The organism is Brevibacterium luteolum (assembly GCF_025147615.1).
Classification (GTDB): Bacteria; Actinomycetota; Actinomycetes; order Actinomycetales; family Brevibacteriaceae; genus Brevibacterium; species Brevibacterium luteolum.
Genome location: NZ_JALXPM010000010.1, coordinates 1 through 25,854 on the forward strand (window position 1 = coordinate 1; position 25,854 = coordinate 25,854).

The following is a 25,854-nucleotide window of genomic DNA, read 5'->3' on the forward strand; positions in this document are numbered from 1 at the left end:
CGCATGCCCAGGCGAGAACCGCCTCGGGAACGGAAGATCAGCTGCGCACAACGGCGGTGCGGGCGGCGATGTCGTGGAAGCCGCGCCGGTCGGCATCGAAGATGACGGCTGGGATGACGAGCATGAGCAGCAGGGTGCGGATGAAGCCGGAGGCGATGCCCGGGGTTGCGCCGTCGAGACGGATGACGCGGATGCCGAAGATCTTCTGCCCGACTGTTGTGCCCAGCAGCGAGACGAGCACGAGGTATTCGACGAAGAAGATCGCGAGGATGGCCAGATTGCTCCCTTCGAAGAGCCAGAACGCGATCCCCAGGCACATGAGGTAGTCAAGCCACAGGGCCAGCAGGCGCCGCCAGATCGGGGCGATCGAGCCCGGCCCGTCCTCAGGCAGGCCGAGCCGGCTGCCTGGCCAGCTGCTGCCGGTGCTCGCGGCGGTGGGTCCGTTGAGCCATGAGCCGAAGTCATCTCGCTGAATCACGCCCTCAAGTGTAGCCGCCGGCAGCCGGTGGCTTTGCACCGGCAGAGGGTGATGCAGCACTCGCCGACGTCGCCGAAAACGGCGTGGCACCTGTTCTGGCAAGGGCGTGGGGTGAATTAGGATGGAGAACACACCACAGGGCCACGCCCGAGTCGTGGCCCGCGACTTCCAGGAGTGATCTTGTTCAATACCCCGGCAGAGCTCGTCGCCTACATGAAGGAAAACGACGTCGACTTCGTCGACATCCGGTTCTGTGACCTTCCCGGTGTGGTGCAGCACTTCAACCTCCCGGCCTCGGCCTACGGCGAGGAGCAGCTGGAAGAGGGTCTGCTGTTCGACGGTTCGTCGATCCGCGGGTTCACCTCGATCCACGAGTCGGACATGAAGCTCATCGCCGATGTCACCAGCGCCTACATCGACCCGTTCCGCATGGCCAAGACGATGGTCATCACGCATTCGACCGTCGACCCGTTCACCGATGAGCCGTTCTCCCGCGACCCCCGCCAGGTCGCAGCGAAGGCCGAGGCGTACCTCAAGTCGACCGGCATCGCCGACACCGTGTTCTTCGGCGCCGAGGCTGAGTTCTACCTCTTCGACTCGATCCAGTACCAGAACCACCCGGGCAACAGCTTCTTCAAGATCGACTCGGTCGAGGCCGCCTGGCGCTCCGGTGCCGAGGAGGGCGGCAGCAACCTCGGCTACAAGACCCCGTTCAAGGGCGGGTACTTCCCGGTCTCCCCGCAGGATCACTTCGCCGATGTGCGCGATGCGATCTCGCTGACGCTGGCCGAGATCGGCTTCGAGGTCGAGCGCGCCCACCACGAGGTCGGCACCGCCGGCCAGCAGGAGATCAACTACAAGTTCGACTCGCTGAAGAAGGCCGGCGACCAGCTGCTGGACTTCAAGTACGTCGTCAAGAACGTCGCCTGGGACTTCGACAAGTCGGTGACCTTCATGCCGAAGCCGCTGTTCGATGACAACGGATCGGGCATGCACTGCCACCAGTCGCTGTGGAAGGACGGCGAGCCGCTGTTCTACGACGAGAACGGCTATGCCGGCCTGTCGGACGTCGCGCGCTGGTACATCGGCGGCCTCATCGAGCATGCCGGTGCGGTACTGGCGTTCACGAACCCGACGATCAACTCCTACCGCCGTCTCGTCAAGGGCTACGAGGCACCGGTCAACCTTGTGTATTCCTCCGGCAACCGCTCGGCGGCCATCCGCATCCCGGTCACCGGCACCTCGCCGAAGGCCAAGCGCCTGGAGTTCCGCGCACCGGACCCGTCGGCCAACCCGTACCTGGCGTTCTCGGCCCAGCTCATGGCAGGCCTCGACGGCATCCGCAACCGCATCGAGCCGCCGGAGCCGATCGACAAGGACCTCTACGAACTGCCGCCGGAGGAGCTCGAAGACATCAAGCTCGTGCCCGGCACGCTCGAAGAGTCCCTGGCCGCACTCGAGGAGGACCACGACTTCCTCACCGAAGGCGATGTCTTCACCGAGGACCTCATCGAGACCTGGATCCAGTACAAGCGCGAGAACGAGCTCGACGTCGCTCGTCTGCGCCCGACACCGACCGAGTTCGAGCTGTACTACTCAATCTGATGAGCACCCCGTAACCTGAGCAGCCGGGCCCGGCTGACAGGAACAGCGCCGCAGGCGGTCTCCCCCACCGGGATGCCGCCTGCGGTGCCTCTGCGCGGCGGCTGCACATCTGCGACCTGGCTGATCTCGTAGGATATGGGTCATGACTCATTACGACGTACTCGTCATCGGCACCGGATCAGGCAACTCGATCATCGATCACCGCTTCGACGACCTCTCGGTCGCCATTGCTGAGTCCAACCGCTTCGGCGGCACCTGCCTCAACGTCGGCTGCATCCCGACGAAGATGTTCGTGCACACCGCCGATCTCGCTCGTGACGCCGCTGATGGTGAGCGCTTCGGCATCGACACCTCCTTCAACGGCGCGGACTGGCAGTCGATCCGCGACCGGATCTTCTCGCGCATCGACCAGATCGAGTCCAGCGGCCGCGCCTACCGAACCCATGAGCTCGACAATGTCACCGTCTACCCTGAGCACGTCGAGTTCGCCGGTGCCCGCTCCTTCCGCACCGCCTCAGGCAGGGAGTTCACCGCCGACCGCATCGTCATCGCCACCGGCTCCCACCCGGTCGTTCCGACGGCCGAGGGCCTCGATCCCCAGCGCGTCGACACCCCCGGCTACCCGGTGCGCACGTCGGATACCGTCATGCGCATCGACGCGCTGCCTGAGTCGATGGTCGTCATCGGCGGCGGCGTCATCGCCGCCGAGTTCGCCCATGTCTTCTCCTCCTTAGGTGTGGAAGTCACGGTGCTCGTGCGCGGGAAGCGGCTGCTGAAGCACTCCGATGAGCTCGTCTCCGAGCGCTTCACCCATGCGTTCGGCGCCGCCCCGCGCATCGACCTGCGCACTGACACCGTGGCGACCCGCTACGAGATCCGCGAGGACGCCGATGCCGCGCAAGGCCAGCCCGGCGCCCGAGCGGTGCGCCTGACGACCGATGCCGGCGATGTCATCGACACCGACCTCGTGCTCGTGGCCACCGGCCGCACGCCCTCGACCGGGCGGCTGGGTCTGGAGCACACCGACATCGACGTCGAAGGCGGCTCGGTCAGCGTCGATGAGTACCAGCGGGTGCTCTCCAGCGGGAAGCCGCTGCCCGGTGTCTTCGCCCTCGGCGACGTGTGCTCGGACTACCAGCTCAAGCACGTCGCCAACCACGAGGCACGCATTGTCAAGGCCAATCTGCTCGCCGACATCGCCTCCGGTTCGCTCGGCGGCGCGCAGGAGGCCGATCTCACCGAGGCCAACCATCACGCGGTCCCGGCAGCGGTGTTCTCGTACCCGCAGTCGGCCGGCGTCGGCCTGACCGAGGCTGAGGCCCGGGAGGCTGGCTGCGACTATACCGTCAAGGTCCAGGAGTACAGCGACGTCGCCTACGGCTGGGCTCTGGAGGACCGGACCGGATTCTGCAAGGTCATCGCCGATCGCGCCAGCGGGCAGATCCTCGGCGCCCACATCTTCGGTGCGGAGGCCTCGATGATCATCCAGCCGCTCATCCAGGCGATGTCCTTCGGGCTGCCGGCGGATCAGATGGCCAAGCACCAGTACTGGATCCATCCGGCTCTTTCCGAGGTCGTCGAGAACGCCCTCCTCGGTCTCGAACTCGGTTGAGCAGGTGCGAACCGGTGGTTCAGAACCGGCGAGAGTAGCCGCGGGCGAATTCGTCGGGGTCGACGACATGGCCGCGGTTGGCGGCGTGGGCGTGGCTGCCTGCCTGCTCTTCGTCGAAGTCGTAGAACAGCCGCTCCATGACCTTGCGTGCCCGGCGGGTGGCGCCGAGGTAGTCGTCGAAGAGGTCCTGGCCGCACCCGGGTTCGTAGTCGAGCAGCCGGGCAGTAGCCTCCAGTTCGGCTGAGTCCGAGGGCAGGGCGGCTGCCGTGCGGCCGCGGAACAGGGTCACAGCTGAGCGCACGCCGGTGGCCAGCAGCCAGGCCTCGCTGAGGATCTCGGCGTCCTCGGCACCGACCTCCCCGGCGGCGAGGAGCGCGTCGAGGGCTGCCAGGGTCTCGGTGGTGCGCAGATGTGGATTGTCAGCGGCGTGCTGCATCTGCAGCAGCTGAACCGTCCATTCGACGTCGGACAGGCTGCCGCGGCCGAGTTTGAGGTGCCGATTCGGGTCAGCGCCGCGGGGCAGGCGTTCACTCTCCATGCGCGCTTTGAGCCGGCGCATCTGCCGCAGCGAGGATTCAGGCACCTCGTCGGGGTAGCGCAGCGGGTCGATGAGCTCGGTGAAGGCATCGCGCAGAGTCTGCTCACCGGCGATCGGCCGGGCGCGCAGCAGCGCTTGCGCCTCCCACGGCTCGGACCAGTTGTCGTAGTAGCCGGCGTAGGAGTCCAGAGAGCGCACGAGCGGCCCCTTCTTGCCCTCCGGACGAAGGTCCGCATCGATCTCAATCGGTCGGGAGGGCCCGGCGCTGCCGAGCTGATTGGTCACCTCGAGCGCGACCCGGCGCACGTGCGAACTGAGCGTGGAGCGGGCGTCGGCGTCGAGGTTCTTCTCCAGAGAGCGGAAGGCGAACATCACATCTGCGTCGGAGAAATACCCGATCTCAGCTCCCCCGAGGCGGCCCATCGCGATGATCGCGAACTCGTACTTGCCCACCTCGGCATCGGCGTCGAGTCCAGCGCGTACCGCGCGCACGGTCGCATCGATCGCCGTGTCCATGAGGGTGGCCAGCTGCTTGGGGATGTCCCTGCGGTCGGCGATGCCGAGGATGTCGGACAGCGCGATGCGCAGCACCTCCCGGCTGTAGCGGGCGCGCACCGCCGGGACCGCCTCGTGGCCGTGCCGGTCGACGATGCCGCGCAGCTGGGCTTCGATGTCCTCTGGCTCCCGCAGCTGCAGCCGACTCTGATCGTCCAACCAGGACACGGCGCTGGGGTTGCGCAGCAGCAGCTCGGTGGCGAACGAGGACAGCGACAGCACGTGGGCCATCGACTTGGCTGCGACGCCGGAATCGCGCAGCATCTTGACGTACCACGTCGAAGTCGACAGCGATTCGGAAAGCCGACGGAACGCCAGCAGTCCGGCATCAGGGTCGACACCGCGGGAGAACCAGTCGAGCAGCGCCGGGAGCACCTGCTTCTGCACCATCGCTGCGCGCGACACACCAGTGGTCAGCGCCTGAATGTGCTTCATCGCCGACTTCGGATCGCGGTAGCCGAACGCCGACAGACGTTCGCGAGCCGATTCGGCTGAGAGCCGGGAGATCGCCCCGTGGCCGGCAGCGGCTTCGAGGATCGGGCGGTAGAAGATCTGCTCATGAAGCGCCCGGATCCGCCGGGACCGGGACTCGCGCTCCTCCTGCAGCCGCTGCGGAGAGCGGTCGCCGAGGGCGTAGACGCTGCGCGAGAGTGCGCGCATCTTCTTCTCCTGTGTCGGCAGCAGCGCAGTCCGGCGCATCCGCGGGATCTGCAGCCGGTGCTCGACGGTGCGCAGAAACCGGTAGGACTCGCTGAGGTCGGCGGCATCATCGGAGGAGATGTACCCGCGTGCACCGAGCCGGTCGAGCAACTCGAGGGTGTTCGTCACCCGGATGGCTTCGTCGTCGCGGCCGTGGACGAGCTGCAGCAGCTGGGCGGAGAACTCAACATCCCGCAGTCCCCCGGCCCCGAGCTTGATCTGGCGTTTGGCTTCCTTGGCCGGGATGAGGTCGACGACGCGGACGCGCATCCGCCGCACCTCGTCGATGAACCCGGGTCTGGCCGAGGCGGTCCACACATGCGGGTTGAGGGTCTCGAACCAAGCTGTGCCCAGGTCGCGGTCACCGGCGATCGGGCGGGCCTTGAGCAGCGCCTGGAACTCCCAGTTGTGGGCGATGTTCTCGTAGTAGTGCTCGAACTCCTCCAGTTTGCGCACCAGCGGGCCGTTCTTGCCCTCCGGACGCAGTGCGGCATCGACCTCCCACAGGGGAGGTTCGGGCGCGTAGCCGGCGATGACCTCGGCCAGCCGGTGGGCGAGCTTCGTCGCTGTTCGCGCACCGGATTCGTCGAGTTCGGCGAGTCTGCGGGCCTGCGCACCGTGGTCGGTGTCCTGGCCGCCGCTGTCGGGCTCACCGGTGTCAGCAGGTGCCCAGCAGTAGACTACGTCGACGTCGCTGACGTAGTTGAGTTCCCGGGCTCCGCACTTCCCCATCGCAATGACAGCGAGCCGCACCGTCTCGGCATCATCGGTTTCGGCCCGCGCGACGGCGAGAGCGGCGTCGATCGCCGCGGCTGCCATGTCGGCGAGCAGCGCGGACACATCGCAGACGATCTCATTGGCGAACAGGCTGCCGAGATCGTCGCAGGTGAGCTGGACGAGCAGATCCCGGTAGGCCTGCCGCAGCGCGACGACAGCGTCCTCCCCCGTGACCGAGGCGACCGGGGCCTCGGCGGCGGGATCGGCACCGATGGCCTCGAACAGGTGGGACCGCAGACGCGCCGGTTCGGCCGCCTCGGTGCCCAGGAGCAGGGTCTGGTTCTCTGCGGCGAGCAGGAACACCGCCTCGGGCCGGCGCACGAAGTGATCGACTGAGACATCCGAAGTCCCTGCCAGATGCGACAGTCGTGGGAGGAAGTTCGAATACTCATCGACGGCGCTGGCGAAGCGGCGCTGACCCTTCTCATCGAGTGCCTCGATGGTGCGCAGGATCCCAAGCGCCGCGGCATCCGGGTCAGGTGCCTGGGTGATGAGCTCGACGCTGACCGGTGAGCTCAGCACCTCCCTGCCGAGCAGCTCGTCGGCCTCAGCCAGGAACCCCCTGGCACGACGGGAGTCCCCGAAGCCTGAGCGGCTGCGTGCGGGGTCGACCTGACGGCTCATATGGTGTTGAAATGGCGTCGGTACTCGTGCGGGGTGACCTGGTCGCGGTAGTCGACCCACTCCTGCATCTTGTTGCGCAGCACGAACTCGAACACCGCTTCGCCGAGGGTGTCGGCGACGAGTTCGCTGTTCTCCATCTTCGCGACCGCGTCGTTGAGGCTCACCGGCATCGCCGAGATGCCGAGTGCGCGGCGCTCATGATCGGACAGCAGCCACACATTGTCCTCGGCTTCGTCGGGCAGCTCGTAGCCCTCTTCGATGCCCTTGAGGCCAGCGGCCAGCATGAGCGAGTACGTCAGGTACGGGTTGGCTGAGGAGTCGATGCCGCGGTATTCGACCCGCGCCGAGGAGGCCTTGCCCGACTTGTACTGCGGGATCCGCACGAGTGCGGAGCGGTTGCGGTGGCCCCAGCAGATGTAGCTGGGCGCTTCGTGCCCGGTCCACAGCCGCTTGTAGGAGTTGACGTACTGGTTCGTCACCGCTGAGATCTCCGGGGTGTGCTCCAGCAGACCGGCGACGAACTGCCGGCCGGTCTGGGAGAGTTGATACTCAGCACCGGGTTCGTAGAAGGCGTTCTCATCGCCTTCGAACAGCGAGACGTGGGTGTGCATGCCGTTGCCGGGCTCGTCGATGAGCGGCTTGGGCATGAACGAGGCGAACACGCCCTGTTCGAGGGCGACTTCGCGGATGACGGTGCGGAACGTCATGACGTTGTCGGCCATCGTCAGCCCGTCGGCGTAGCGCAGGTCGATCTCGTTCTGGCCAGGGCCGGCCTCGTGGTGCGAGAACTCCACGGAGATGCCCATCGATTCGAGCATCTGCACAGCACTGCGGCGGAAGTTGTTCGCCGTGCCGCCATCGACATGGTCGAAGTAGCCTGCGGTGTCGACGGGCACCGGCGGCTGGCCGCCGAGGTGGCCGGACTTGAAGAGGTAGAACTCGATCTCGGGGTGGACGTAGAAGGTGAAGCCGCGGTCGCTGGCGATCTTCATCTGGCGCTTGAGCACATTGCGCGGGTCCGAGGCCGACGGGGTGCCGTCGGGATCGTAGATGTCGCAGAACATCCGGGCGGTCGGCTCGGTGTCTCCGCGCCACGGCAGCAGCGCGAAGGTCGCCGGATCGGGCCGCAGCACCATATCGGCTTCGAAGATCCGGGAGAAGCCCTCAACGGAGGAGCCGTCGAAGCCGATGCCCTCCCGGAAGGCGCCTTCGAGTTCGGCGGGCACGATGGCCACCGACTTGAGCTGGCCGAGCACATCGGTGAACCACAGGCGGATGAACTTGACGTCACGGTCTTCGACCGTGGACAGCACGTACTCCTGCTGGCGGTTCATCGACATCAGCCGTTCCACTCCTTGTCCTCAGCGTCCCACTGCTTCGTGTTCTCGGCTGCCTTGGCCAGGGCCTGTTCGGCTTCTTTGGCGGTGTCGTAGGGGCCCATGCGGTTCTCCCAGTTGCTCTGCGGGCCGTGCTCGACCTTGCCGGTCTTGGTGTTGAACCAGTACTTCTCGGCGCCGTAGGTCTCTTCCTGATCAGTCATCGCTGAGCTCCCTCGTCGGAAGGTTAGGCAGCGCCGGGGACGCGTGTGCCCCAGGCACCCTGTCGTCCCAGTCTAGCGCGCTGACTGGCGGCAATTGGCCGCTATCGTCCGCGCGCCGTAAGGTGTGCGTCAGGGAGTTGTGAATTGCGCCCCAGAGCGTTGAAATGAAAGGTCTGTCAATGAAGATTGCCGTTCCCACTGAAGTCAAGAACAGCGAATTCCGCGTGGCCATCACCCCAGCCGGTGTCAATGAGCTGACCAAGCGCGGTCACGAGGTCAGCGTCCAGGCTGGCGCCGGTCTCGGCTCGAGCATCACCGACGAGGAGTACGCCGCCGCCGGTGCCACCATCACCCCTGATGCCGCCTCGACGTGGGAGGCCGGCGAGATGGTGCTCAAGGTCAAGGAGCCCGTCGCTGAGGAATACGACTTCCTGCGGAAGGATCTCACCCTCTTCACGTACCTGCACCTGGCCGCCGATGAGCCGCTGACCAACCGCCTCGTCGAGGCCGGCACGACAGCGATCGCCTACGAGACTGTCCAACCCGATGGTCAGGGTCTGCCGCTGCTGGCACCCATGTCCGAGGTCGCAGGCCGCCTGTCGACCCAGGTCGGCGCCAACAGCCTGCTGAAGAAGAACGGCGGCCGCGGCATCCTGCTCTCGGCCGTCCCGGGTGTCGAACGCGGCAAGGTCACCGTCGTCGGCGCCGGTGTCGCCGGCACCGCTGCCGCCCGCATCGCCCTGGGTCTCGGTGCGCAGGTCGACATCTTCGACATCTCGCTGCCGCGTCTGCGCCAGCTCGAAGAGCAGTACGGCACCGGCCTGCAGGCCCGCATGTCCAACGAGTACGACATCGCCGATTCGCTGCGCACCGCAGACCTCGTCATCGGCTCGGTCCTCATCCCCGGCAAGCGCGCCCCGAAGCTCGTGACCGACGAGATGGTCCAGAACATGAAGCCCGGCTCGGTGCTCGTCGACATCGCCATCGACCAGGGCGGCTGCTTCGAGAACTCGAAGCCGACCACCCACGACGACCCGACCTTCGAGGTTCACAACTCGGTGTACTACTGCGTGGCGAACATGCCCGGTGCTGTGCCGACCACCTCGACCCGCGCCCTGACGAACGCCACCATGAGCTACGTGCTCAAGGTCGCCGACCAGGGATGGCGCGAGGCGATGAAGAAGGACACCGGCCTGGCACGCGGCCTCAACACCTTCGACGGCCACGTCACCAACGCCAATGTCGCCGAGGCATTCAACCTCGACTTCACCGCACCTGAGAAGGTCCTCGCAGACTGAGGCACGTCTCACCGCAGGCGGCCGTCTCCACACCTGGAGGCGGCCGCCTTCCGCGTTAGACTGGGGATCATCATGACTTCACACGCACCGCTTGGCACCCTGCGCAAAGGAACCGTCTCTCCGATCCTGCCCGTTCCCAAGGACATCCCGCGTCCGGAATACGTCGGCAAGGCCGTCCCGAACGAGGGCAACGCCGGCGATGTCTACTCCGCCGAGGACATCGAGAAGATCCGCGCCGCCGGCCGCATCGCCGCCAACGCGCTCGAAGCCGTCGGCCAAGCGGTGGCTCCCGGCATCACGACCGATGAACTCGACCGCATCGCCCACGAGTTCCTCTGCGACCACGGCGCCTACCCGTCATGCCTGGGCTACCGCGGGTTCCCCAAGGCCTGCTGCACCTCGGTCAACGAGGTCATCTGCCACGGCATCCCCGATGACACGGTGCTCAACGACGGGGACATCCTCAACGTCGACATCACCGCCTACATCGAGGGCATGCACGGGGATACGAACTTCACATTCTTTGTCGGCGATGTCGATGACGAGTCCCGCAACCTCGTGCTGCGCACCCACGAGGCGATGATGCGCGGCATCAAGGCCGCCAAACCCGGCCGCCAGATCAACATCATCGGCCGGGTCATCGAGAAGTACGCCCAGCGCTTCAGCTACGGCGTCGTCCGCGACTACACCGGCCACGGCGTCGGCGCGGAGTTCCACTCCGGGCTCATCGTCCCCCACTACGACGCCGCCCCGAACCACGACGAGCTCATCGTCCCGGGCATGGTCTTCACCGTCGAGCCGATGCTCAACCTCGGCACCGAGGGATGGGAGGCATGGGATGACGATTGGACGATCGTCACCGCCGATAAGAAGCGCTCAGCCCAGTTCGAGCACACCATCGCGATCACCGAGACCGGCGCCGACATCCTCACCCTGCCCGATGAGACCGCAGCCATCTACGGCGGACCAGGAGACCCGGCATGAGCCCGGCAGCGCAGCGCGCCGACTGGGCGATCGGCGTCGACATCGGCGGCACCGGCATCAAGGCCAGCCTCATCGACCCGGTCGCCGGTGAGCTGGCGTTCAAGCGCCGCCGCATCCTCACCCCGCAGCCGGCCACCCCCGAGGCGGTGGTCGCCACGGTCAGCGAGGTCGTCCAGCAGGTCATCGACAAGGCCCTGCAGAAGGACATCATCGCCGATGCCGCCGAACTCGACCACGCCCCCATCGGCGTGGCCTTCCCCGGCGTCCTCAAGGACGGCGTCGTGCGCTTCGCCCCGAACCTCGACCAGTCCTGGATCGGCGAGCACCTGCCTGAGCATCTGGAGAAGGCAACCGGCCGTAGCTGCTACGTCCTCAACGACGCCGATGCCGCAGGCCTTGCCGAGATGACCTTCGGCGCCGGCCGCGACTACCGCAAGCAGACCGTCATCCTCACCACCCTGGGCACCGGCATTGGCACCGCGCTGTTCGCCAACGGCCAGCTCGTGCCCTTCACAGAGCTCGGCCACATCGAGATGAACGGCGCTGATGCCGAGACGCAGGCAGCCGAATCGGTGCGCACCCGCGAAGGGCTGACCTTCGCACAGTGGGCTGAGCGGCTCCAGCAGTACTACGAGCAGATCGAGCTGCTCCTCCACCCCGACCTCATCATCGTCGGCGGCGGAGTGTCGAAGGAGCACGAGAGCTTCCTGCCGCTGCTCAAGCTCGAAGCCCCGATCCGGCCGGCTGAGCTGCGCAATGCCGCCGGCATCGTCGGAGCCGGCTACTCGGCCGCTCGCGCCGGCCGGACGAAGGTGAAGAAGAACACCGCCAAATAGCGAGGTGAGCCGCCCGGCGGCGTGCCGGTTTTGCACCCAGCTGAACACTGTTCAATAATTGAACGATGTTCATCTACTCTTCCCTCGCCGATCGCGTCCTCGCTGGCACCCCGGCCACCGCTGACGACGCCCACGCCATCCTCTCCAGCTCCGATGAGGAGCTCCTCGACCTCGTCGCCGCCGCCTCCCGCCTGCGCCGGGAGCACTTCGGCAGCCGGGTGAAGGTCAACTACCTCGTCAACCTCAAGTCCGGCCTGTGCCCGGAGGACTGCGGCTACTGCTCGCAGCGCCTTGGCTCCGAGGCCGAAATCCTCAAGTACTCGTGGCTGCCCGGTGACGAAGCCCGCCGGCAGGCGGAGTTCGGCCTGGCCGGCGGCGCCTCGCGCGTGTGCCTGGTGGCCTCCGGCCGCGGCCCGTCGAACCGCGATGTCGAGCGCGTCTCCGGCATGGTCGAGGACATGAAGGCCGCCAATCCCGGCGTCGAGGTGTGCGCCTGCCTCGGCTTCCTCAAGGACGGCCAGGCCAAGCGCCTCAAGGACGCCGGAGTCGACGCCTACAACCACAACCTCAACACCGCCGAGTCCCACTACGCCGACATCTGCTCGACGCACACCTTCGCCGACCGCGTCGACACCGTCGACAAGGCCCGCGAAGCCGGTATGTCGCCGTGCTCGGGCCTCATCGTCGGCATGGGCGAGACGAACGCCCAGATTATCGAGACGATCGAATCGCTCAAGGCCGTCGACTCTGATTCGATTCCGGTCAACTTCCTCATCCCCTTCGACGGCACTCCGCTGGAGGGCACGAACACGCTGACCCCGCAGCACTGCATGCGCATCCTGTGCGCGGTGCGGTTCATGTGCCCGGACCGCGAGCTGCGCATCGCCGGTGGCCGAGAGATGCACCTGCGCTCGCTGCAGCCGCTGTCGCTGCATGTGGCCAACTCGCTCTTCCTCGGTGATTACCTCACCTCCGAGGGCCAGGCCGCAGAAGACGATCTCGACATGATCGTCGACGGCGGCTTCGAGATCGTCGGTGCGAAGAACACCGCCCAGCTGCGCGATGAGCTCAAGGCCCACCGCGCCGCCCACCAGGCCGCCTTCGACACCAGTGCCAACGGCACCGGCGCCTCCGAGGACACCGCCTCGGCGGCAAGCCCGGCGGCTACCGCGAGCACCCTGCCGTGCGGCAAGCCGCTGCCGCCTGCCGGCCACGAGGCGGGTTCGACCGGTGTGCAGATCCCGACGATCCGCCGCCGCGGTGCCGGCACGGAGCTCGCCCCCAATGCCTGACCAGCACCAAGCCTCGACTCTGAAGCGCGACACCGGCCTGCTGTGGCACCCGTATGGGCCACTCGATGCCGGTGCGCACTTCTCGGTCACCGGTGCCTCGGGCCCGTACGTCGACCTGATCGACGCCGCAGGCACCAGCCACCGGCTGCTCGACGGCATGAGCTCGTGGTGGTCGGTCGTTCACGGCTACCGCCACCCGGTCATGGACGCCGCGCTCACCGAGCAGATCGGGTCGTTCTCCCACGTCATGTTCGGTGGGCTGACCCACGATCCTGCCGTCGAGCTTGCCGAACGGCTCGTCGACGTCACTCCTGCCGGGCTCGATCACGTGTTCCTCGCCGATTCCGGTTCGGTCTCTGTCGAGGTCGCGCTCAAGCTCGCGATCCAGTACCAACGGGCGCGCCGGCGGCAGCGCGGCACGTTCCTCGCCCTCGAAGGCGCCTATCACGGCGATACGACCGGGGCGATGAGCGTGTGCGACCCGGTCGGCGGCGTGCACGCCGATTTCGCGGCGCTTCTGGCTGAGAACGTCTTCCTGCCCCGGCCGCCGCTGCCGGAGGCGCCCGCCGCCGAGGTGGAGGCGTGGGTTACCCAGGCAGAGAACCTCGTCGACGCCCACGCTGAGGATCTGGCCGGCATCATCGTCGAACCCCTGTTCCAGGGGGCCGGTGGCATGCGGCCGTACCATCCGGCGGCACTGCAGGCGCTGCGCCGGCTGGCCGATGAGATCGACGCGGTGCTCATCGCTGATGAGATCGCCACCGGTTTCGGGCGCACCGGCACCGCCTTCGCCTGCGAAGCCGCCGGGATCGTCCCCGATGTCATGTGCCTGGGCAAGGCGCTGACCGGCGGATACCTCACCATGGCCGCACTCCTGTGCCGCGGCCCGGTCGCTGAGGTCATCACGCAGTCGTCATACCGAGCGCTCATGCACGGCCCGACCTTCATGGCCAATCCGCTGGCCTGTGCTGCGGCGTCAGCCTCGCTTGGGCTGCTTTTTGGCGATGAGACGAGCGGCTGGCAGCCGGCGATCGAGCGCATCTCCCCGGCCTTGGAAGCAGGCCTCTCCCCTGCCCGAGAGCTGCCGGGCGTCCATGAGGCCAGGGTGACCGGCGGGATCGGCGTCATCGAACTCGACCGGCCCGTCGACGTCGGCCTCACCACCCGCATCGCGGCCAGGCACGGCGTGTGGTTGCGGCCGTTCCGCCAGCACATCTACACGATGCCGCCCTACATTTCCACACCGGAGACGATCGCCACGATCACCCTGGCGATGGTCGCCGCAGCGGCTGCCCACACCGAGGAGACGGAGTCGTGAACGCCATCGCCGCCCGGCTCGCGGCTGCCGGTGAGCGACGGCAGGCTGCTGATATGCACCGCACTGATCCGGTGCTCACCGGCCTCGACCTCGCCTCGAACGATTACCTCAGCCTGTCCCAGCACCCGCAGGTGCGTGCGGCGGCCATCGAGGCGATCGAGCAGTTCGGCACCTCGGCACGTGCCTCCCGGCTCGTCACCGGCACGACGCGAGCCCATCACGCGCTCGAAGCCGCCCTGGCCGAGCGTCTGCTCCACCCGGCCTGCGTCACCTTCTCCAGCGGGTATATGGCCAATCTCGCTGCGGTGGCCACACTGGCTGGGCCGGATACGCTCATCGTCTCCGACGCCCACAACCACGCCTCGCTCATCGATTCGTGCCGGCTGACGAAGGCACCGGTGCAGATCGTCGCCCACAACGACACGGCAGCCGTCGAGGCCGCACTGGCCGAACGCCGCCAGCCCGAGGCACTCGTCATCGTCGAATCGGTCTACTCCGTCCTCGGCGATGCCGCAGATCTGGACGCGCTGCTCGATCTGTGTGCTCGCTACGATGGGATGCTGCTCGTCGACGAGGCTCACGGCCTCGGGGTCGCCGGCACCGGTGAGCACACCGGCTTTGGCGCAACCGCCCAGCTCTCAGCTCACCGCGACCGGCTCGTCGTCACCGCCACCTTGTCCAAAGCTCTCGGCTCGCAGGGCGGTGCGCTGCTGGGCAGCGAGCTCATCCGCGATGCCGCGATCAACACCGCCCGCTCGTTCATCTTCGACACCGGCCTGGCGCCGGCCAATGCCGCTGCCGCCCGTGCCGCACTCGACCTCATCACCCCAGAACGGGTCGCTGACATGGCGTCTGCCCGCGCTCAGCTGGCGGCCGCGCTCGAGGTGCCGGTCCCGGCCGGTGCGGTGCTCTCGGTGCCGATGCCCAGCCCCGAATCCGGAGTGCGGGCCCGGGCGCTGCTGCGCGAGGAGGGCATCCTCGTCGGCTGCTTCCGCCCGCCGTCGGTCCCCGATGGCATCACCCGGGTGCGGCCGACCGCCCGCGCCGGCCTCAGCAGCGCCGAGCTCGAACGCGCCTGCACCCGCATCCGTGCGATCACCGATGCCTGCGCATCCCTGGTCGCCGGCGCTCAGGTGACCGGGTCATGATCCCCCGGTATCTGCTTGTCACCGGCACCGACACCGGTGTCGGCAAGACGATCGCGACCGCCGCCCTGGCTGCAGCGCTCTCAGCGGCCGGGCGGCGGGTCATCATGGTCAAGCCCGTGCAGACCGGGCACATCAGCCCCGATGATGCCGAGCGCACCGAATTGGAGGCACAGTACTCCGACGTCGTAACCGAATCCGATGCGCAGATCATCGCCCGGCTGGCCGGCATCGAGACGTTCACACACACCACCCTGCGCCTGCCGATGGCACCAGTCCCGGCCGCCCGTGCCGAAGGCGCCAGCCTGCCGACAGCCGGTGAGCACGCTGAGTACATCCGCGAGCTGGCTGCGCAGACCAGCGCCGACCATGTCCTCATCGAAGGCGCCGGCGGGGTGCTCGTCGACTTCGGCGGGCACACGGCAGCCGATCTCGCTCACACCCTGGCAGTCGAATCCTGTGAACCGGTCGGTGCCGTCATCGTCGCCCGCTCAGGGCTGGGCACACAGAATCACACCGCACTGACCGCCGAAGCGCTGGCCCACCGCGGCGTGGACGTCACTGGCATCGTCATCGGCTCGTGGCCTGATCCTGCCCTGCCGGTCGATATCGACAACCGTGAGGCGCTCACGACCATCGCCCCGCTGCTCGGTGCCCTGCCAGCCGGAGCCGGCCACCGCCTCGGTGCCGGTGATTTCCAGGCCCAGGCACCTGCCTGGCTGCGCCTGCCGGACTGACCTGTTCATGAGTGCTCGTGCCACTCCTGCCGCACCCGGCTGAGATCCTGGTTGGCATCCTCGAGTGCCTTCTCATTGGCCGCCTGGCCGAACTATCAAATGTATAAAGGACTGCAAAGACGGGGAGGTCAGGCCGCCTGTACGCCGGGTTCTGTCCGCAGGCGGGTCGCCCCGGTCTGCGTGACGGTCATCTGTCTAGGAGCACCGTTGCCGGTGCCCTCAAGCGATCCACCCGACAGCTTCAGCGAGCAGCCGTCAGGCGCTGTCTGTGCGATCTTGCTCCCGGCGGGGTTTACCGTGCGATCCCAGTCACCTGGCACCCGGTGGTCTCTTACACCACCCTTTCACCCTTACCGGCCGATGGCCGGCGGTCTGCTTTCTGTGGCACTGTCCCGCGAGTTGCCCCGGGTGGGCGTTACCCACCGCCGTGCTCTGTGGAGCCCGGACGTTCCTCGTCAGCATCTGCTGCCGCGACCGTCCGGCGACCTGACCTCGGCCTCCAGTGTACGCCCGCGCCCGAGGCGACAGGCACCGGATGTGCGCATCCTCACCTGCACCTGAACGCAGGTTGGGGCCTGGAGATGGCTACGATGGCTGGCGTGATTGTTCTGCTGCCGCCCTCTGAGGGCAAGACGCTTGCCGCCTCGGGTCCCGTGCTCGATTTCGATGAGCTGAGCTTCCCGGAGCTCACCGGTGCCCGCATCGAGGTTCTCGAATCACTCGCCGAGGTCTCAGCTGAGCCCGATGCCTGCGAGCAGCTCGGTGTGGGGCTCTCCCTCCAGGACGATGTCGAGCGCAATACGCACCTGACGGAGATCCCCTGTGCTCCTGCGCTGGAGACTTACACCGGGGTCCTGTATGCCGCCCTCGATGCGGGGAGTATGCGCGGCAAGGCTCGCGAACGTCTCTCGCAGGTCTATGTATCCTCAGCGCTGTTCGGGCTCCTGGCAGCCGGTGATCCGATTCCTGCCTACCGGCTGTCGATGAAGACGAAGCTCGCCGCGCATGGGGTGCTCGCCACATGGTGGAAGAAGCGCCTCTCACCGGTCCTCGATGAGGAGTTCGCCGGTCAGCTCATCCTCGACTGCCGCTCGACGGAGTACCGCAAGTCCTGGCCGGGGCCGGTCGAACAGGTCGTGACCGTTTCCGCAGTGACGGAGAAGAACGGCAAGCGCTCGGTCGTCTCCCACAACGCCAAGCTCACGCGCGGGGAGCTCGCCGGTCATCTGCTGCGCAGCAGGGCGGGCCTGCCGGAGACTCCTGAGGCGCTGCTCAAGGCTGCGCGCAAGCACTATGAGGCGGAGCTGACCCCTGCCACGAAGCGCAAGCCTGCCGAGCTGACGATCGTTCTGCCCGGCTGAGAACACTCACGTGCAGGTCAAGCGTGCAGCAGCAGAGCGCCGCACTCATCGCAGTCGGCGGTTGCTCCGGATCCCGAGGCGCCGAGTCGGTCGAGGGTCATCGCGCTGATCTGCGAGCCGCATGAACCGCAGGAGCCGGCGCTGACATGCGCGGCCGTCGGCTGACCGGCGGCGAATGCCTGCACCAGCCGGCTGCCGATCGGGCCAGGCAGCTGGGAGGCGATCTGCTGGCGTTTGGCGGCGAGCTCTTCGCTGCGTGACTGCAGTTCGGCGGCGCGTTCGGCGCGTTCGGCCTGCAGCTGCTTGCCGGTGACGGCGATCTGATTGAGGTCCTCGGTGACGGTGCTGATGCGCTCGGTGAGGTCGTCGATCTCGCCCATCACTTCGAGCTGGTCGTTCTCGCGTTCACCCTTGGCTGCAATCGCGGTGTCGATATCGGACTGCAGCGCCACGAGGTCACGGCTGGTCAGGCCTTCACCGGAGTTGAGGGCATCGCGCATCTGCTCGATGCGGGTGCTGCGGGCTTCGACGTCGGCATTGATCTCAGCGGTCTGTTTGCGGTATCCGGCCTGGGCGGCTTCGAGCTCTTTGAGCATCGCGGCAGTCGCCTGATGTTCGCCGGCGAGCTGCCGCAGACGGGCGATGAGCTCAGTCTGCTTGGCCTCATGCTCGGTCTTGCGTGATGCGGCTGCCGTTTCGATCCAGTCGTTCAGCGCCTGCTGCTCGCCTGTGCTCAGTGTTGTGGTGTTGGCTGTCATGTCATTCACCTGCCTGTCCGATGCGCTCCGTCCACGGGTCGGTCGAGATCTCCGAGACTGTGACCGTCACGTCCATGCCGCCTGAGCTCAGCTGTTCGCGCAGTTGTTCGGCGGCTCTGGCCATCCACATGGATTCGGCTGCCCAATGGGAGATGTCGATGAGATGCGGGGTGCCTGCGGCGCGCCGGTGGGCGGTGTCCCGGGCTTCGGTGGCCGGGTGATGGCGCAGATCGGAGGTGATGTAGACCTCGGCGTCGGTGGCGCGGACCTCGTCGAAGAGTGAGTCCCCTGCTCCCCCGAGCACGGCCACCCGCTCGACCTGAACTTCGGGGTCGCCGGCGATGCGGATGCCGGTGGCGGTTGCCGGTGCGGCTTCGGCCAGGCGGGCGGCGAGTTCGCGCACGCTCACCCGAGCCGACAGGGTTCCGACCCTGCCGAGTCCCACTCCGGCAGGGGCGTCGCTGTGCTGGACGAGCGGGGTGAGCTCGGTCAGGTCGATCGCCTCAGCCAGAACGTCGGAGACCCCGCCGATGGCGGAGTCGGCGTTGGTGTGGGCGTTGTACTGGGCGATGCCGGAGCGGATGAGTTCCGTGATGGCCCCGCCTTTGAGAGTATCGGCTGACACCGAGGTGATGCCGCGCAGCAGCAGCGGGTGGTGGGTGAAAAGGAAGTCGGCGCCCAGGTCCTTCGCCTCGGCGATGACGGCATCCATCGGGTCGAGTGCGAGGTGGATGTGGGAGACCTCAGCGGCCGGGTCACCGACAGCGAGTCCGACGCTGTCCCAGGGCTCTGCGTAGGCCGGAGGCCACAGCGAGTCGCAGATGCTGATGATGTCCGAAACGCGAGGTGAGCCCATGCGCATACCGTAATACACTTCAGCTGCTGAGAACATTCGCCATGATGAGCCTGTCCATGCTAGCCACAGGCGGTCTGGCACAAGATGAGACCCCCGTGCAGAGCACTTCAGGCCCTAGCGCATAATCGGTGGTATGAATCACATCACTGCCCTGAATGCCAGCACTATCTCCGATGCGGTGGCCCGGTCTGCACGCCGGAACACCGACCGGGTCGGCGTCGTATTCGCCGACCGCACCTGGACCTACCCGCAGCTCGATGTCGCCGTCACCGCCGTGGCCCGGCATCTGGTCTCACTCGGCCTGTCCAAGGGTGAGCGCGTCGCCGCCTACGGCAAGAACTCCGACCTGTACCTCATCGTGTTCCTCGCCGCCGCGCGCGCCGGCCTCATCCACGTGCCGGTGAACTACCAGCTCAAGGAGGCAGAGCTCCAGTACATCCTCACCGACTCCGGCGCCGGCGTCGTCATCGCCGATGCCGACCTTATGGAGCATGTCGAGAACACCGAGGCAGGCCAAGCCGCCCAGCGCCTGACGATGGACGACCTCGTGCCGGTCGCCACTGCCACAGATGTCACACCGGTCGGCGAGGGCGAGTTCGATGTCATCGACACCGACGCCGTCCAGCTGCTCTACACCTCGGGCACCACCTCGGCGCCCAAGGGCGCAGTGATGACGCACCGGTCGCTCATGCACGAGTACCTCAGCTGCCTTGATGTCCTCGACTTCTCTGCTGAGGACCGGCAGGTCCACGCACTGCCGATGTACCATTCGGCGCAGATGCACGTGTTCCTGCTGCCGAGCCTGCTCAAGGGCTCGTACAACATCATCGTGCCCGCTCCCGTCCCGGCTGAGCTCATCGAGCTGTTCGCCTCGGAGCGGATCACCTCATTCTTCGCCGCACCCACGGTGTGGGTGGCGCTGGCGAACACCCCGGCGTTCTTCGAACGCGATCTCTCCAGCCTCAAGCGCGCCTACTACGGTGCATCGATCATGCCCGGCCCGGTGCTGAAGAAACTGCGCGATCACCTCCCGGAGCTCGGCTTCTACAACTGCTTCGGCCAGTCTGAGCTCGGTCCACTGTGCACGGTGCTGCGACCGGAGGAGCACGACGATCATCCCGGATCGGCAGGCCGCCCGGTGCTGTTCGTCGACGCCCGCGTCGTCGACCCGATGGGCCAGGAGGTCGGACCCGGTGAGCAGGGCGAGATTGTCTACCGCTCCCCGCAGCTCATGCGCGAGTACTGGAACAAGCCCGAGGCGACCGAGGAGGCGCTGCGGGATGGCTGGTTCCACTCCGGTGACCTCGTCGTCGCAGATGAGCAGGGCTTCATCGAGGTCGTTGACCGCGTCAAGGACGTCATCAACACCGGTGGTGTGCTCGTGGCCTCCCGCCAGGTGGAGGACGCGATCTTCGAACTCGACGCCGTCGGCGAGGTGGCAGTCGTCGGCATGCCCGATGACAAGTGGATCGAGGCGATCACCGCGTTCGTTGTGCCGAAGGGTGAGATCACCGAGGACGCGGTCATCGACCACGTCAAGGAGCGCCTGGCTCCGTTCAAGGTGCCCAAGGCCGTTCACTTCGTCGAGGAGCTGCCGAAGAACACCTCGGGCAAGATCCTCAAGCGCGAACTGCGCGACCGCTGAGCATTGAGGCTGGGGCGTGTGGGAAAGCGCGCCCCGGCCTGCTCGTATGGCATACTGTTGTCCGGCCGGAGACGATTCCGCCTGGGGGCCTATAGCTCAGTTGGCTAGAGCATCTCGTTTACACCGAGAGGGTCGGGGGTTCGAGTCCCTCTGGGCCCACTTTTTCTTCAAGTCTCGGGACATCGTCCACTCGATGCCCCGAGACTTCTTCTCGTTTTGGCGCTGATGTCCCAGGCTACCCGCCATCGAGGAACGACACGCAGGACGCTTCACCGCCATCCTCACCAGCGCCGGCACCGCCTCGGTCAACTGGCTCATCCACCTCGGCGACCACATCTGCACTCACCATGACGGCCAGCCGTCAACCTCTCCCTGGGCCCAGGCGCCAGCTCTACAGGACATGAGCGCGTGGTCTCACAGCTAGGCTTGGGAGATGGAGACTGTGACACGGCCGGTTCATCCCGCACTTCAGAGCTGCCTGGCTGAGCCCATGGTGGCCTACGACATTGTGCTGCCGGTCGACGCCGTCCACGTGGGAGTGCCCAGCACGGCCGCCACGGTGATCATCGCGGTGGAGGAGCCTCTCGATGTGGGGTGGCTTCACGAACCCAACCGATCCACGGCGCGCTGGTGCTCGATCTCCGGTCTCCATCTGCGTCCTGCGCTGATTCACACGCACGGTCTCCAACGAGGTATTCATCTGGCTGTCACACCGATTGGATGCCGAGCACTCTTCGGCGCACCGATCGGCTCTGTGGCAACACACACCGTCGATATGGATGACCTGCCGCGAGGGCTGACCTGCGACGAGCATGAAGGCATCGCCAGTCGCACCTCGTGGACAGACCGCCTCGCCGCCGCGGAAGCCATGCTGTTGACCCGACTGAATCGGTGGGCTGGCGACCCCACGGTGACGGCGGCGTGGCGTCTCCTTGGGAGTGGTCTTCCGGTCGCCGAGGTGGCCGCGGAAATTGGGTGCTCGCGGCGCCACCTGAGAAATCGCGTCCGCGCAGAGTTTGGCCTGACGCCCAAAGAGATCAGCCTTCTGGCCCGCTTCGAGAACGCCCAGCGCCTTGTCGCATCAGGAGCGTCCCTGACCGAGGCGGCCAGCAGTTGCGGGTATGCAGATCAGTCGCACCTCTCGCGGGAATGGAAGAGATTCGTCGGAGGCAGTCCCAAAGCTCGAACTGAAGATTTCCCAAATCTTCAAGACCTGGCACTGATCGCCGACCATGATTGAACACATGACGACAACCAAGCCCCAGCTGTTTCACTGCCTCACCTACGCCGATGTCGACAAAGGTCTAGCGTTCCTCGCCGCGCTCGGGTTCGAGCAGGTCCTCGTTGTCCGCAGCGAAGCAGACCCCAGCCGGGTTGAGCATGCCGAACTGCGCTGGCACGATTCGGGCGGGATCATGCTTGGCTCCGCCCGGCAACCAGCCCCTCACAGGATCCCAGACACGGCCGGCCAGGCCCGCTGCTATCTCGTGGTCCCGGCAGCCGCTGACGTCGACGCAACCTACGAGAAGGCGATGGCAAACGGCGCCACGACCATCGAAGACCCCGCCGACCAGCCCTACGGCGGACGTGTCGCCACCGTCGCAGATCCAGAAGGCAATCACTGGTCTGTTGGCTCGTACCCGGGCGAGTGAGAACATGTCTTGACTCGGGACACATCTGGGCCCACTTCTTAGAATCTCGGGACATCGTTCACTCGTGAGCCTCCCCGCAAGTGGTGGACACGTGAACCACGTCACGCGGCCTGCGTAGACGGTTCATCCTGAATCTGATCGGCATTCTGCTCGGCCAGGAGCTTCTCTTCGAACTCCACCGGCGGGACCATTCCCAACGCTGAGTGCAACCTCCGCCGGTTATAGACCACCTCGATCCAACGAGCGACTTCCCGCGTCGCCTCAGCCCGGGTCTGCCAGACTCGCCGCTGGAAGAACTCCGTTTTCAACGACGACCAGAACGACTCCGACATCGCGTTATCCCAACACACCCCAGTCCGGCCCACGGACTGCCTCAAACCCAGCTCAACAGACGCCTGATGCAACTGCGCCGACGTGTACCGCGCTCCTTTATCGGCATGAAAAATCACGTCATCTGGAATGATTTCTCGCAGTGTATGAGCCATCCTCAACGCCCGTTCCACGAGGTCAGAATCCTGCCGGGCATCCATCGACCAGCCGAGCACTCGACGGGAGCACCCATCGCGGATCACGCACAAGTACACGAACCCCTCCCAGGTGCGCAGATACGTAATATCGCTGATCCACACAGCATCCAACTCACCTCGGTCCCAGACCCGTTTCACGAGGTCCGGAATGTGATGAGTCGCCACACCCGGCAGAGTCGTCACCGGCTTGAACCTGCGCGGGCTGATCCCCTCAAGGCCCTGCCTGCGCAACGAGGCGGCGACCGTCTTCTCATCCACGCACACACCTTGCCGAGCCAATTGCGCTGACACCCGCGGTGCCCCGTAGACACCATCAGACTCCGCGTGGATCGCTACGACTTGCCTGTCAAGGCTCCGTTGCGCTCTGCCGCGTTTCGATGGCCCGATCTGCCGGCGCTTCTTCCATGCGTAGTACCCGGATCTCGTCACCTCCAGGAGTCTAGCCATCCGGCGGATCGCGTAACGTGCCTTCTCCGAGTCCATCAGCTCGAATTTCTCGTGTTTCGAGGCTTCGACGCGAAGAAGGCGGCTGCTTTTCCCAGGAACTCGTTGTCCTGCTTCAGATCGAAGTTCTCCCGCCTCAACCGTGCCAGCTCAGCCCGCTCATCCTCGTCCAATGGACCCATGGGCTCACCATCGACACGGCGCCGACCCTTCTAGGCTTTCACCCAGGTACCCAGAGTCTGTTCACCGACTCCGATTTCCCTGGCCACCGCGGCAATAGACCTGCCAGTATCGATGACGAGGCTCGCGGCCTCGACCCGATACTCCGGAGTGTAAGAACGACGCTGTCGCTTCTGATCTGGCATATTGAACATCCTTCCAGCAGGACTACAAATCCCGCTAACTTGGGTGTCCACTATTCGAGGGTAGCCTCACTCGATGTCCCGAGATCTCTTTTGCTTCGACATTGGTCTCTCGCGTCATCGTTCCGTATGCCGCATCAGCGGACACGTTCCGTAGACCTGTCAGCGATGCGGCGTCGTTCTGCCCACTCGTGGAGAACTCGCCCGCCGCCGGGGTGACCAGCACTGTTGCAGTAACGTGGGTTTGAGAACCATCCTTGATTTCGTTCCGGAACCGCCCACCGACCCCGATGCCGAGAGGATGTGGCAGTGAAGGCACTCTTCTTCACCGCCGACCTCGGGGGCAATGTGCCGCCGATCCTCGCGGTCGCTGAGGAGCTTGCCGCCAGGGGCTGGGATATCGAGGTCGCAGGCCTGGCAGCTGGTGAATCCGGATTCCCCCAGCCGCACTTTGCAGCAGGCATCGCAGCCGGACCCGTGTCAGGGATGGGCATCGCCCGCATTGCGTCGATCGTCAGGATCACTGCCAGCCCGTATGCACGCGAAGACGCTGCCGCCATCATCGCTGCCAGCCAGCCGGATGTCATCGCCGTTGACTGCCTGCTGCTCACTCCGCTGCGCGCCGCCCTCGTCTCCAGCATTCCGGTAGTCGTGCTCGCCCACACCTTCGGAAAATACTGGTCACCCCTGTACCACCCCTTCACCGCTGAGGGTCTCGACCTGTTCGGCGTGAGCCTGAGCAGGAACTGGGACCAGGCCGCGGCGCGGCTCATGCTCACCGATGCCGAACTCGACCCCGGCAGCCGCAACCCGGTGCTGCGCCACTGCACCTGGACTGGATCGACCGAACAGGCATCCCCTCCGACCCGGGGCCTACCCGGTCACCGTCCCCGCGTCCTCGTGTCACTGTCGACAACCGACTGGCCGGGCATGAAGCCGATCTACCGGCGCGTCATCGAAGCACTCTCCCACCTGCCCGTCGACGCCATCGTCACCACCGGCGGTGCATCATTCAGCAATGAACTCGACGGGGCCGACAATGTCGAGGTGCGCGGCTGGGTCGATCATGCCGCGCTGATGCCGCAGATGGATCTGCTCATCGGGCATGGCGGACATTCGACGACACTCAAGGCGCTCGCCCATGGCATCCCGGTTCTTGTGCTGCCGGTCAACCCGGTCTCGGATGAAGCCGGCATCGGTGATGTGCTGCGAGAACGCGGACTGGGAATGCGCGTGCGGCCTTCGGCGCGTCCGCGCAGACTGGCGGCCGCGGTCACCTCGCTGCTGACCGACAGCACTGTGCGCGAGAACGCGGCATCTCATGGGCGGCGGCTGCGCGCGCTTCGACCCGGTGCTGCTGTGGCGGCAGACCATATCGCCCGCCTCACCACAGAGTAGTCGCAGTCCGTCGGCGCTGCAGCAGTTCTCAGCTGTCGGTCGCAGGCATGCCGTCGACGCTGTAGCGACGCTCGATTCCTGCGGTCGCCTGTCCCCTTTCGTTGGATGCCACGCGCTCCTGATGGGTTGCGAATGCAGCTGGATCGGCGAAGCGCTCGGACACCTGCCAGATGAGAGGCTCACGCGTCTGGTCAACGGAGGAGGCAAGGCATCCGAGTTCGGCGCGGGTCCGCGCGATGTGATCCGGCAGGTGTTCTTCTACGACCGCCAGTTCGTGGGCGTCAGTGCAGATCAGCTGTCCTGTCAGGCGAACCTCTGACATCAGTTCCTCCGTTCCGCGGCGTGTGTGATCAAGACTGTCACATGGCCATCGGTCACCGCAGCAGCGGAAGTGTGAGCGGGTAACGGTACTTCTGGTAGCGGGAGGCAGCCATCGCCGCGATGATCGGGATGACGATGCTGACGATGTAGATGACTGCCCAGATGATCCAGGCTGCCGGCAGCAGGATGACGGTGAAGGCGAGGATCGATGCGACCATCGACGCCAGCGCCAGGGTGACGGCGAAGTTGAAGGAGCCGGCGGCCGCGTTGCGGACGAGGTCGCTCTTGTCCTTGTAGATGAACCAGAAGATGAGCGGGCCAACGAAGGCCAGCATTCCGAGGCTCAGCACCGCGGAGATGATGAGCGAGAGGTGGCACAGAATCGCCCAGGTGCGGTCGGTGGACTGATGGCTGGTCTGGTGCGGGGCGTATGTCTCGTTCATGTCCTCTATTCTCCCCTGCTCAGCTGGGCGCCACCATGCGGTTTTCCTC

22 protein-coding genes, 1 tRNA gene, 1 other RNA gene and 1 pseudogene are annotated in these 25,854 nt (G+C 66.1%); 15 read left to right on the forward strand and 10 right to left on the reverse strand.

Annotated elements, in window-relative coordinates:
* Positions 1-37 precede the first annotated feature (37 nt).
* Positions 38-478, reverse strand: a complete 441-nt coding sequence (locus tag M3C25_RS03890; RefSeq protein ID WP_259800382.1) for an RDD family protein — start codon at positions 476-478, stop codon at positions 38-40.
* Positions 479-658: 180 nt separating this feature from the next.
* Between M3C25_RS03890 and glnA the strand changes: the two genes are divergently transcribed.
* Both glnA and M3C25_RS03900 read left to right on the forward strand, forming a co-directional pair.
* The gene (gene glnA / locus M3C25_RS03895; RefSeq protein WP_259855119.1) at positions 659-2,083 is read left to right on the forward strand and encodes a type I glutamate--ammonia ligase; all 1,425 of its coding nucleotides are present in this window, start codon (positions 659-661) and stop codon (positions 2,081-2,083) included.
* A 142-nt stretch (positions 2,084-2,225) separates the two neighbouring features.
* Complete coding sequence (locus M3C25_RS03900) at positions 2,226-3,695, forward strand: mycothione reductase (RefSeq protein WP_259855120.1); 1,470 nt, start codon at positions 2,226-2,228, stop codon at positions 3,693-3,695.
* A 19-nt stretch (positions 3,696-3,714) separates the two neighbouring features.
* Here M3C25_RS03900 and M3C25_RS03905 read toward each other — a convergent pair whose 3' ends face one another.
* The 3 genes from M3C25_RS03905 to M3C25_RS03915 are packed head-to-tail and all read right to left on the reverse strand — an operon-like array spanning position 3,715 to position 8,428.
* Complete coding sequence (locus M3C25_RS03905) at positions 3,715-6,888, reverse strand: bifunctional [glutamine synthetase] adenylyltransferase/[glutamine synthetase]-adenylyl-L-tyrosine phosphorylase (RefSeq protein ID WP_259855121.1); 3,174 nt, start codon at positions 6,886-6,888, stop codon at positions 3,715-3,717.
* Positions 6,885-8,222, reverse strand: a complete 1,338-nt coding sequence (locus M3C25_RS03910; protein ID WP_102160708.1) for a glutamine synthetase family protein — start codon at positions 8,220-8,222, stop codon at positions 6,885-6,887. The genes M3C25_RS03905 and M3C25_RS03910 overlap by 4 nt, the downstream gene beginning before the upstream one ends.
* A gap of 5 nt (positions 8,223-8,227) precedes the next feature.
* Positions 8,228-8,428 carry a hypothetical protein gene (locus M3C25_RS03915; protein ID WP_102159962.1) on the reverse strand — a complete coding sequence of 67 codons (201 nt, stop codon included), beginning with the start codon at positions 8,426-8,428 and terminating at the stop codon, positions 8,228-8,230.
* Between the two features lie 179 nt (positions 8,429-8,607).
* Between M3C25_RS03915 and ald the strand changes: the two genes are divergently transcribed.
* The 7 genes from ald (at position 8,608) to bioD (ending at position 16,038) form a co-directional block, all read left to right on the forward strand.
* Positions 8,608-9,726, forward strand: coding sequence for an alanine dehydrogenase (ald, locus tag M3C25_RS03920; RefSeq protein ID WP_102159960.1), 1,119 nt, complete (start codon positions 8,608-8,610; stop codon positions 9,724-9,726).
* A gap of 72 nt (positions 9,727-9,798) precedes the next feature.
* Positions 9,799-10,710: a type I methionyl aminopeptidase gene (gene map, locus M3C25_RS03925; protein ID WP_259855122.1), complete on the forward strand. Its 912-nt coding sequence runs from the start codon at positions 9,799-9,801 to the stop codon at positions 10,708-10,710.
* A complete protein-coding gene (gene ppgK / locus M3C25_RS03930) occupies positions 10,707-11,546 on the forward strand; it encodes a polyphosphate--glucose phosphotransferase (RefSeq protein ID WP_259855123.1) in 840 nt (279 codons plus the stop codon). Before map ends, ppgK begins: the two co-directional genes overlap by 4 nt.
* Positions 11,547-11,611: 65 nt before the next feature.
* Positions 11,612-12,838 carry a biotin synthase BioB gene (bioB, locus tag M3C25_RS03935; protein WP_259855124.1) on the forward strand — a complete coding sequence of 409 codons (1,227 nt, stop codon included), beginning with the start codon at positions 11,612-11,614 and terminating at the stop codon, positions 12,836-12,838.
* Complete coding sequence (locus M3C25_RS03940) at positions 12,831-14,156, forward strand: adenosylmethionine--8-amino-7-oxononanoate transaminase (protein ID WP_259855125.1); 1,326 nt, start codon at positions 12,831-12,833, stop codon at positions 14,154-14,156. The genes bioB and M3C25_RS03940 overlap by 8 nt, the downstream gene beginning before the upstream one ends.
* Complete coding sequence (locus M3C25_RS03945; RefSeq protein ID WP_259846302.1) at positions 14,153-15,304, forward strand: aminotransferase class I/II-fold pyridoxal phosphate-dependent enzyme; 1,152 nt, start codon at positions 14,153-14,155, stop codon at positions 15,302-15,304. Before M3C25_RS03940 ends, M3C25_RS03945 begins: the two co-directional genes overlap by 4 nt.
* Positions 15,301-16,038: a dethiobiotin synthase gene (gene bioD / locus M3C25_RS03950; RefSeq protein WP_259855126.1), complete on the forward strand. Its 738-nt coding sequence runs from the start codon at positions 15,301-15,303 to the stop codon at positions 16,036-16,038. Before M3C25_RS03945 ends, bioD begins: the two co-directional genes overlap by 4 nt.
* Positions 16,039-16,162: 124 nt before the next feature.
* On the opposite strand, the gene rnpB is transcribed toward bioD, so the two are convergent.
* An RNA gene (rnpB, locus tag M3C25_RS03955) (RNase P RNA component class A) lies at positions 16,163-16,528 on the reverse strand.
* Positions 16,529-16,637: 109 nt separating this feature from the next.
* On the opposite strand from rnpB, the gene M3C25_RS03960 reads away from it, so the two are divergent.
* Positions 16,638-17,399: a YaaA family protein gene (locus M3C25_RS03960; protein WP_259855127.1), complete on the forward strand. Its 762-nt coding sequence runs from the start codon at positions 16,638-16,640 to the stop codon at positions 17,397-17,399.
* Positions 17,400-17,416: 17 nt separating this feature from the next.
* Here M3C25_RS03960 and M3C25_RS03965 read toward each other — a convergent pair whose 3' ends face one another.
* Both M3C25_RS03965 and M3C25_RS03970 read right to left on the reverse strand, forming a co-directional pair.
* Positions 17,417-18,157, reverse strand: a complete 741-nt coding sequence (locus tag M3C25_RS03965; RefSeq protein WP_259833286.1) for a zinc ribbon domain-containing protein — start codon at positions 18,155-18,157, stop codon at positions 17,417-17,419.
* Position 18,158: 1 nt separating this feature from the next.
* Positions 18,159-19,013: a Nif3-like dinuclear metal center hexameric protein gene (locus tag M3C25_RS03970; protein ID WP_259833288.1), complete on the reverse strand. Its 855-nt coding sequence runs from the start codon at positions 19,011-19,013 to the stop codon at positions 18,159-18,161.
* 133 nt (positions 19,014-19,146) lie between these two features.
* On the opposite strand from M3C25_RS03970, the gene M3C25_RS03975 reads away from it, so the two are divergent.
* The 4 genes from M3C25_RS03975 to M3C25_RS03990 all read left to right on the forward strand — a co-directional run bounded on the left by M3C25_RS03975 (position 19,147) and on the right by M3C25_RS03990 (position 22,310).
* Positions 19,147-20,658: a fatty acyl-CoA synthetase gene (locus M3C25_RS03975; RefSeq protein WP_259833289.1), complete on the forward strand. Its 1,512-nt coding sequence runs from the start codon at positions 19,147-19,149 to the stop codon at positions 20,656-20,658.
* An 85-nt stretch (positions 20,659-20,743) separates the two neighbouring features.
* Positions 20,744-20,817 (forward strand) — tRNA-Val (locus tag M3C25_RS03980).
* Between the two features lie 274 nt (positions 20,818-21,091).
* Entirely contained in the window at positions 21,092-21,898 is an 807-nt protein-coding gene (locus M3C25_RS03985) for a helix-turn-helix domain-containing protein (protein WP_259855128.1), read from the forward strand.
* Positions 21,899-21,902: 4 nt separating this feature from the next.
* A complete protein-coding gene (locus tag M3C25_RS03990) occupies positions 21,903-22,310 on the forward strand; it encodes a VOC family protein (RefSeq protein WP_259855129.1) in 408 nt (135 codons plus the stop codon).
* A gap of 101 nt (positions 22,311-22,411) precedes the next feature.
* Here the strand turns inward: M3C25_RS03990 and M3C25_RS03995 are convergent.
* A pseudogene (locus tag M3C25_RS03995) lies at positions 22,412-23,646 on the reverse strand (IS3 family transposase).
* Positions 23,647-23,952: 306 nt separating this feature from the next.
* Between M3C25_RS03995 and M3C25_RS04000 the strand changes: the two are divergent.
* Entirely contained in the window at positions 23,953-25,041 is a 1,089-nt protein-coding gene (locus M3C25_RS04000) for a glycosyltransferase (protein WP_259855130.1), read from the forward strand.
* A 28-nt stretch (positions 25,042-25,069) separates the two neighbouring features.
* On the opposite strand, the gene M3C25_RS04005 is transcribed toward M3C25_RS04000, so the two are convergent.
* Positions 25,070-25,363, reverse strand: a complete 294-nt coding sequence (locus M3C25_RS04005; protein ID WP_259833307.1) for a putative quinol monooxygenase — start codon at positions 25,361-25,363, stop codon at positions 25,070-25,072.
* Positions 25,364-25,415: 52 nt separating this feature from the next.
* Positions 25,416-25,805, reverse strand: coding sequence for a DUF4870 domain-containing protein (locus M3C25_RS04010; protein ID WP_102160702.1), 390 nt, complete (start codon positions 25,803-25,805; stop codon positions 25,416-25,418).
* Positions 25,806-25,854: the final 49 nt, after the last annotated feature.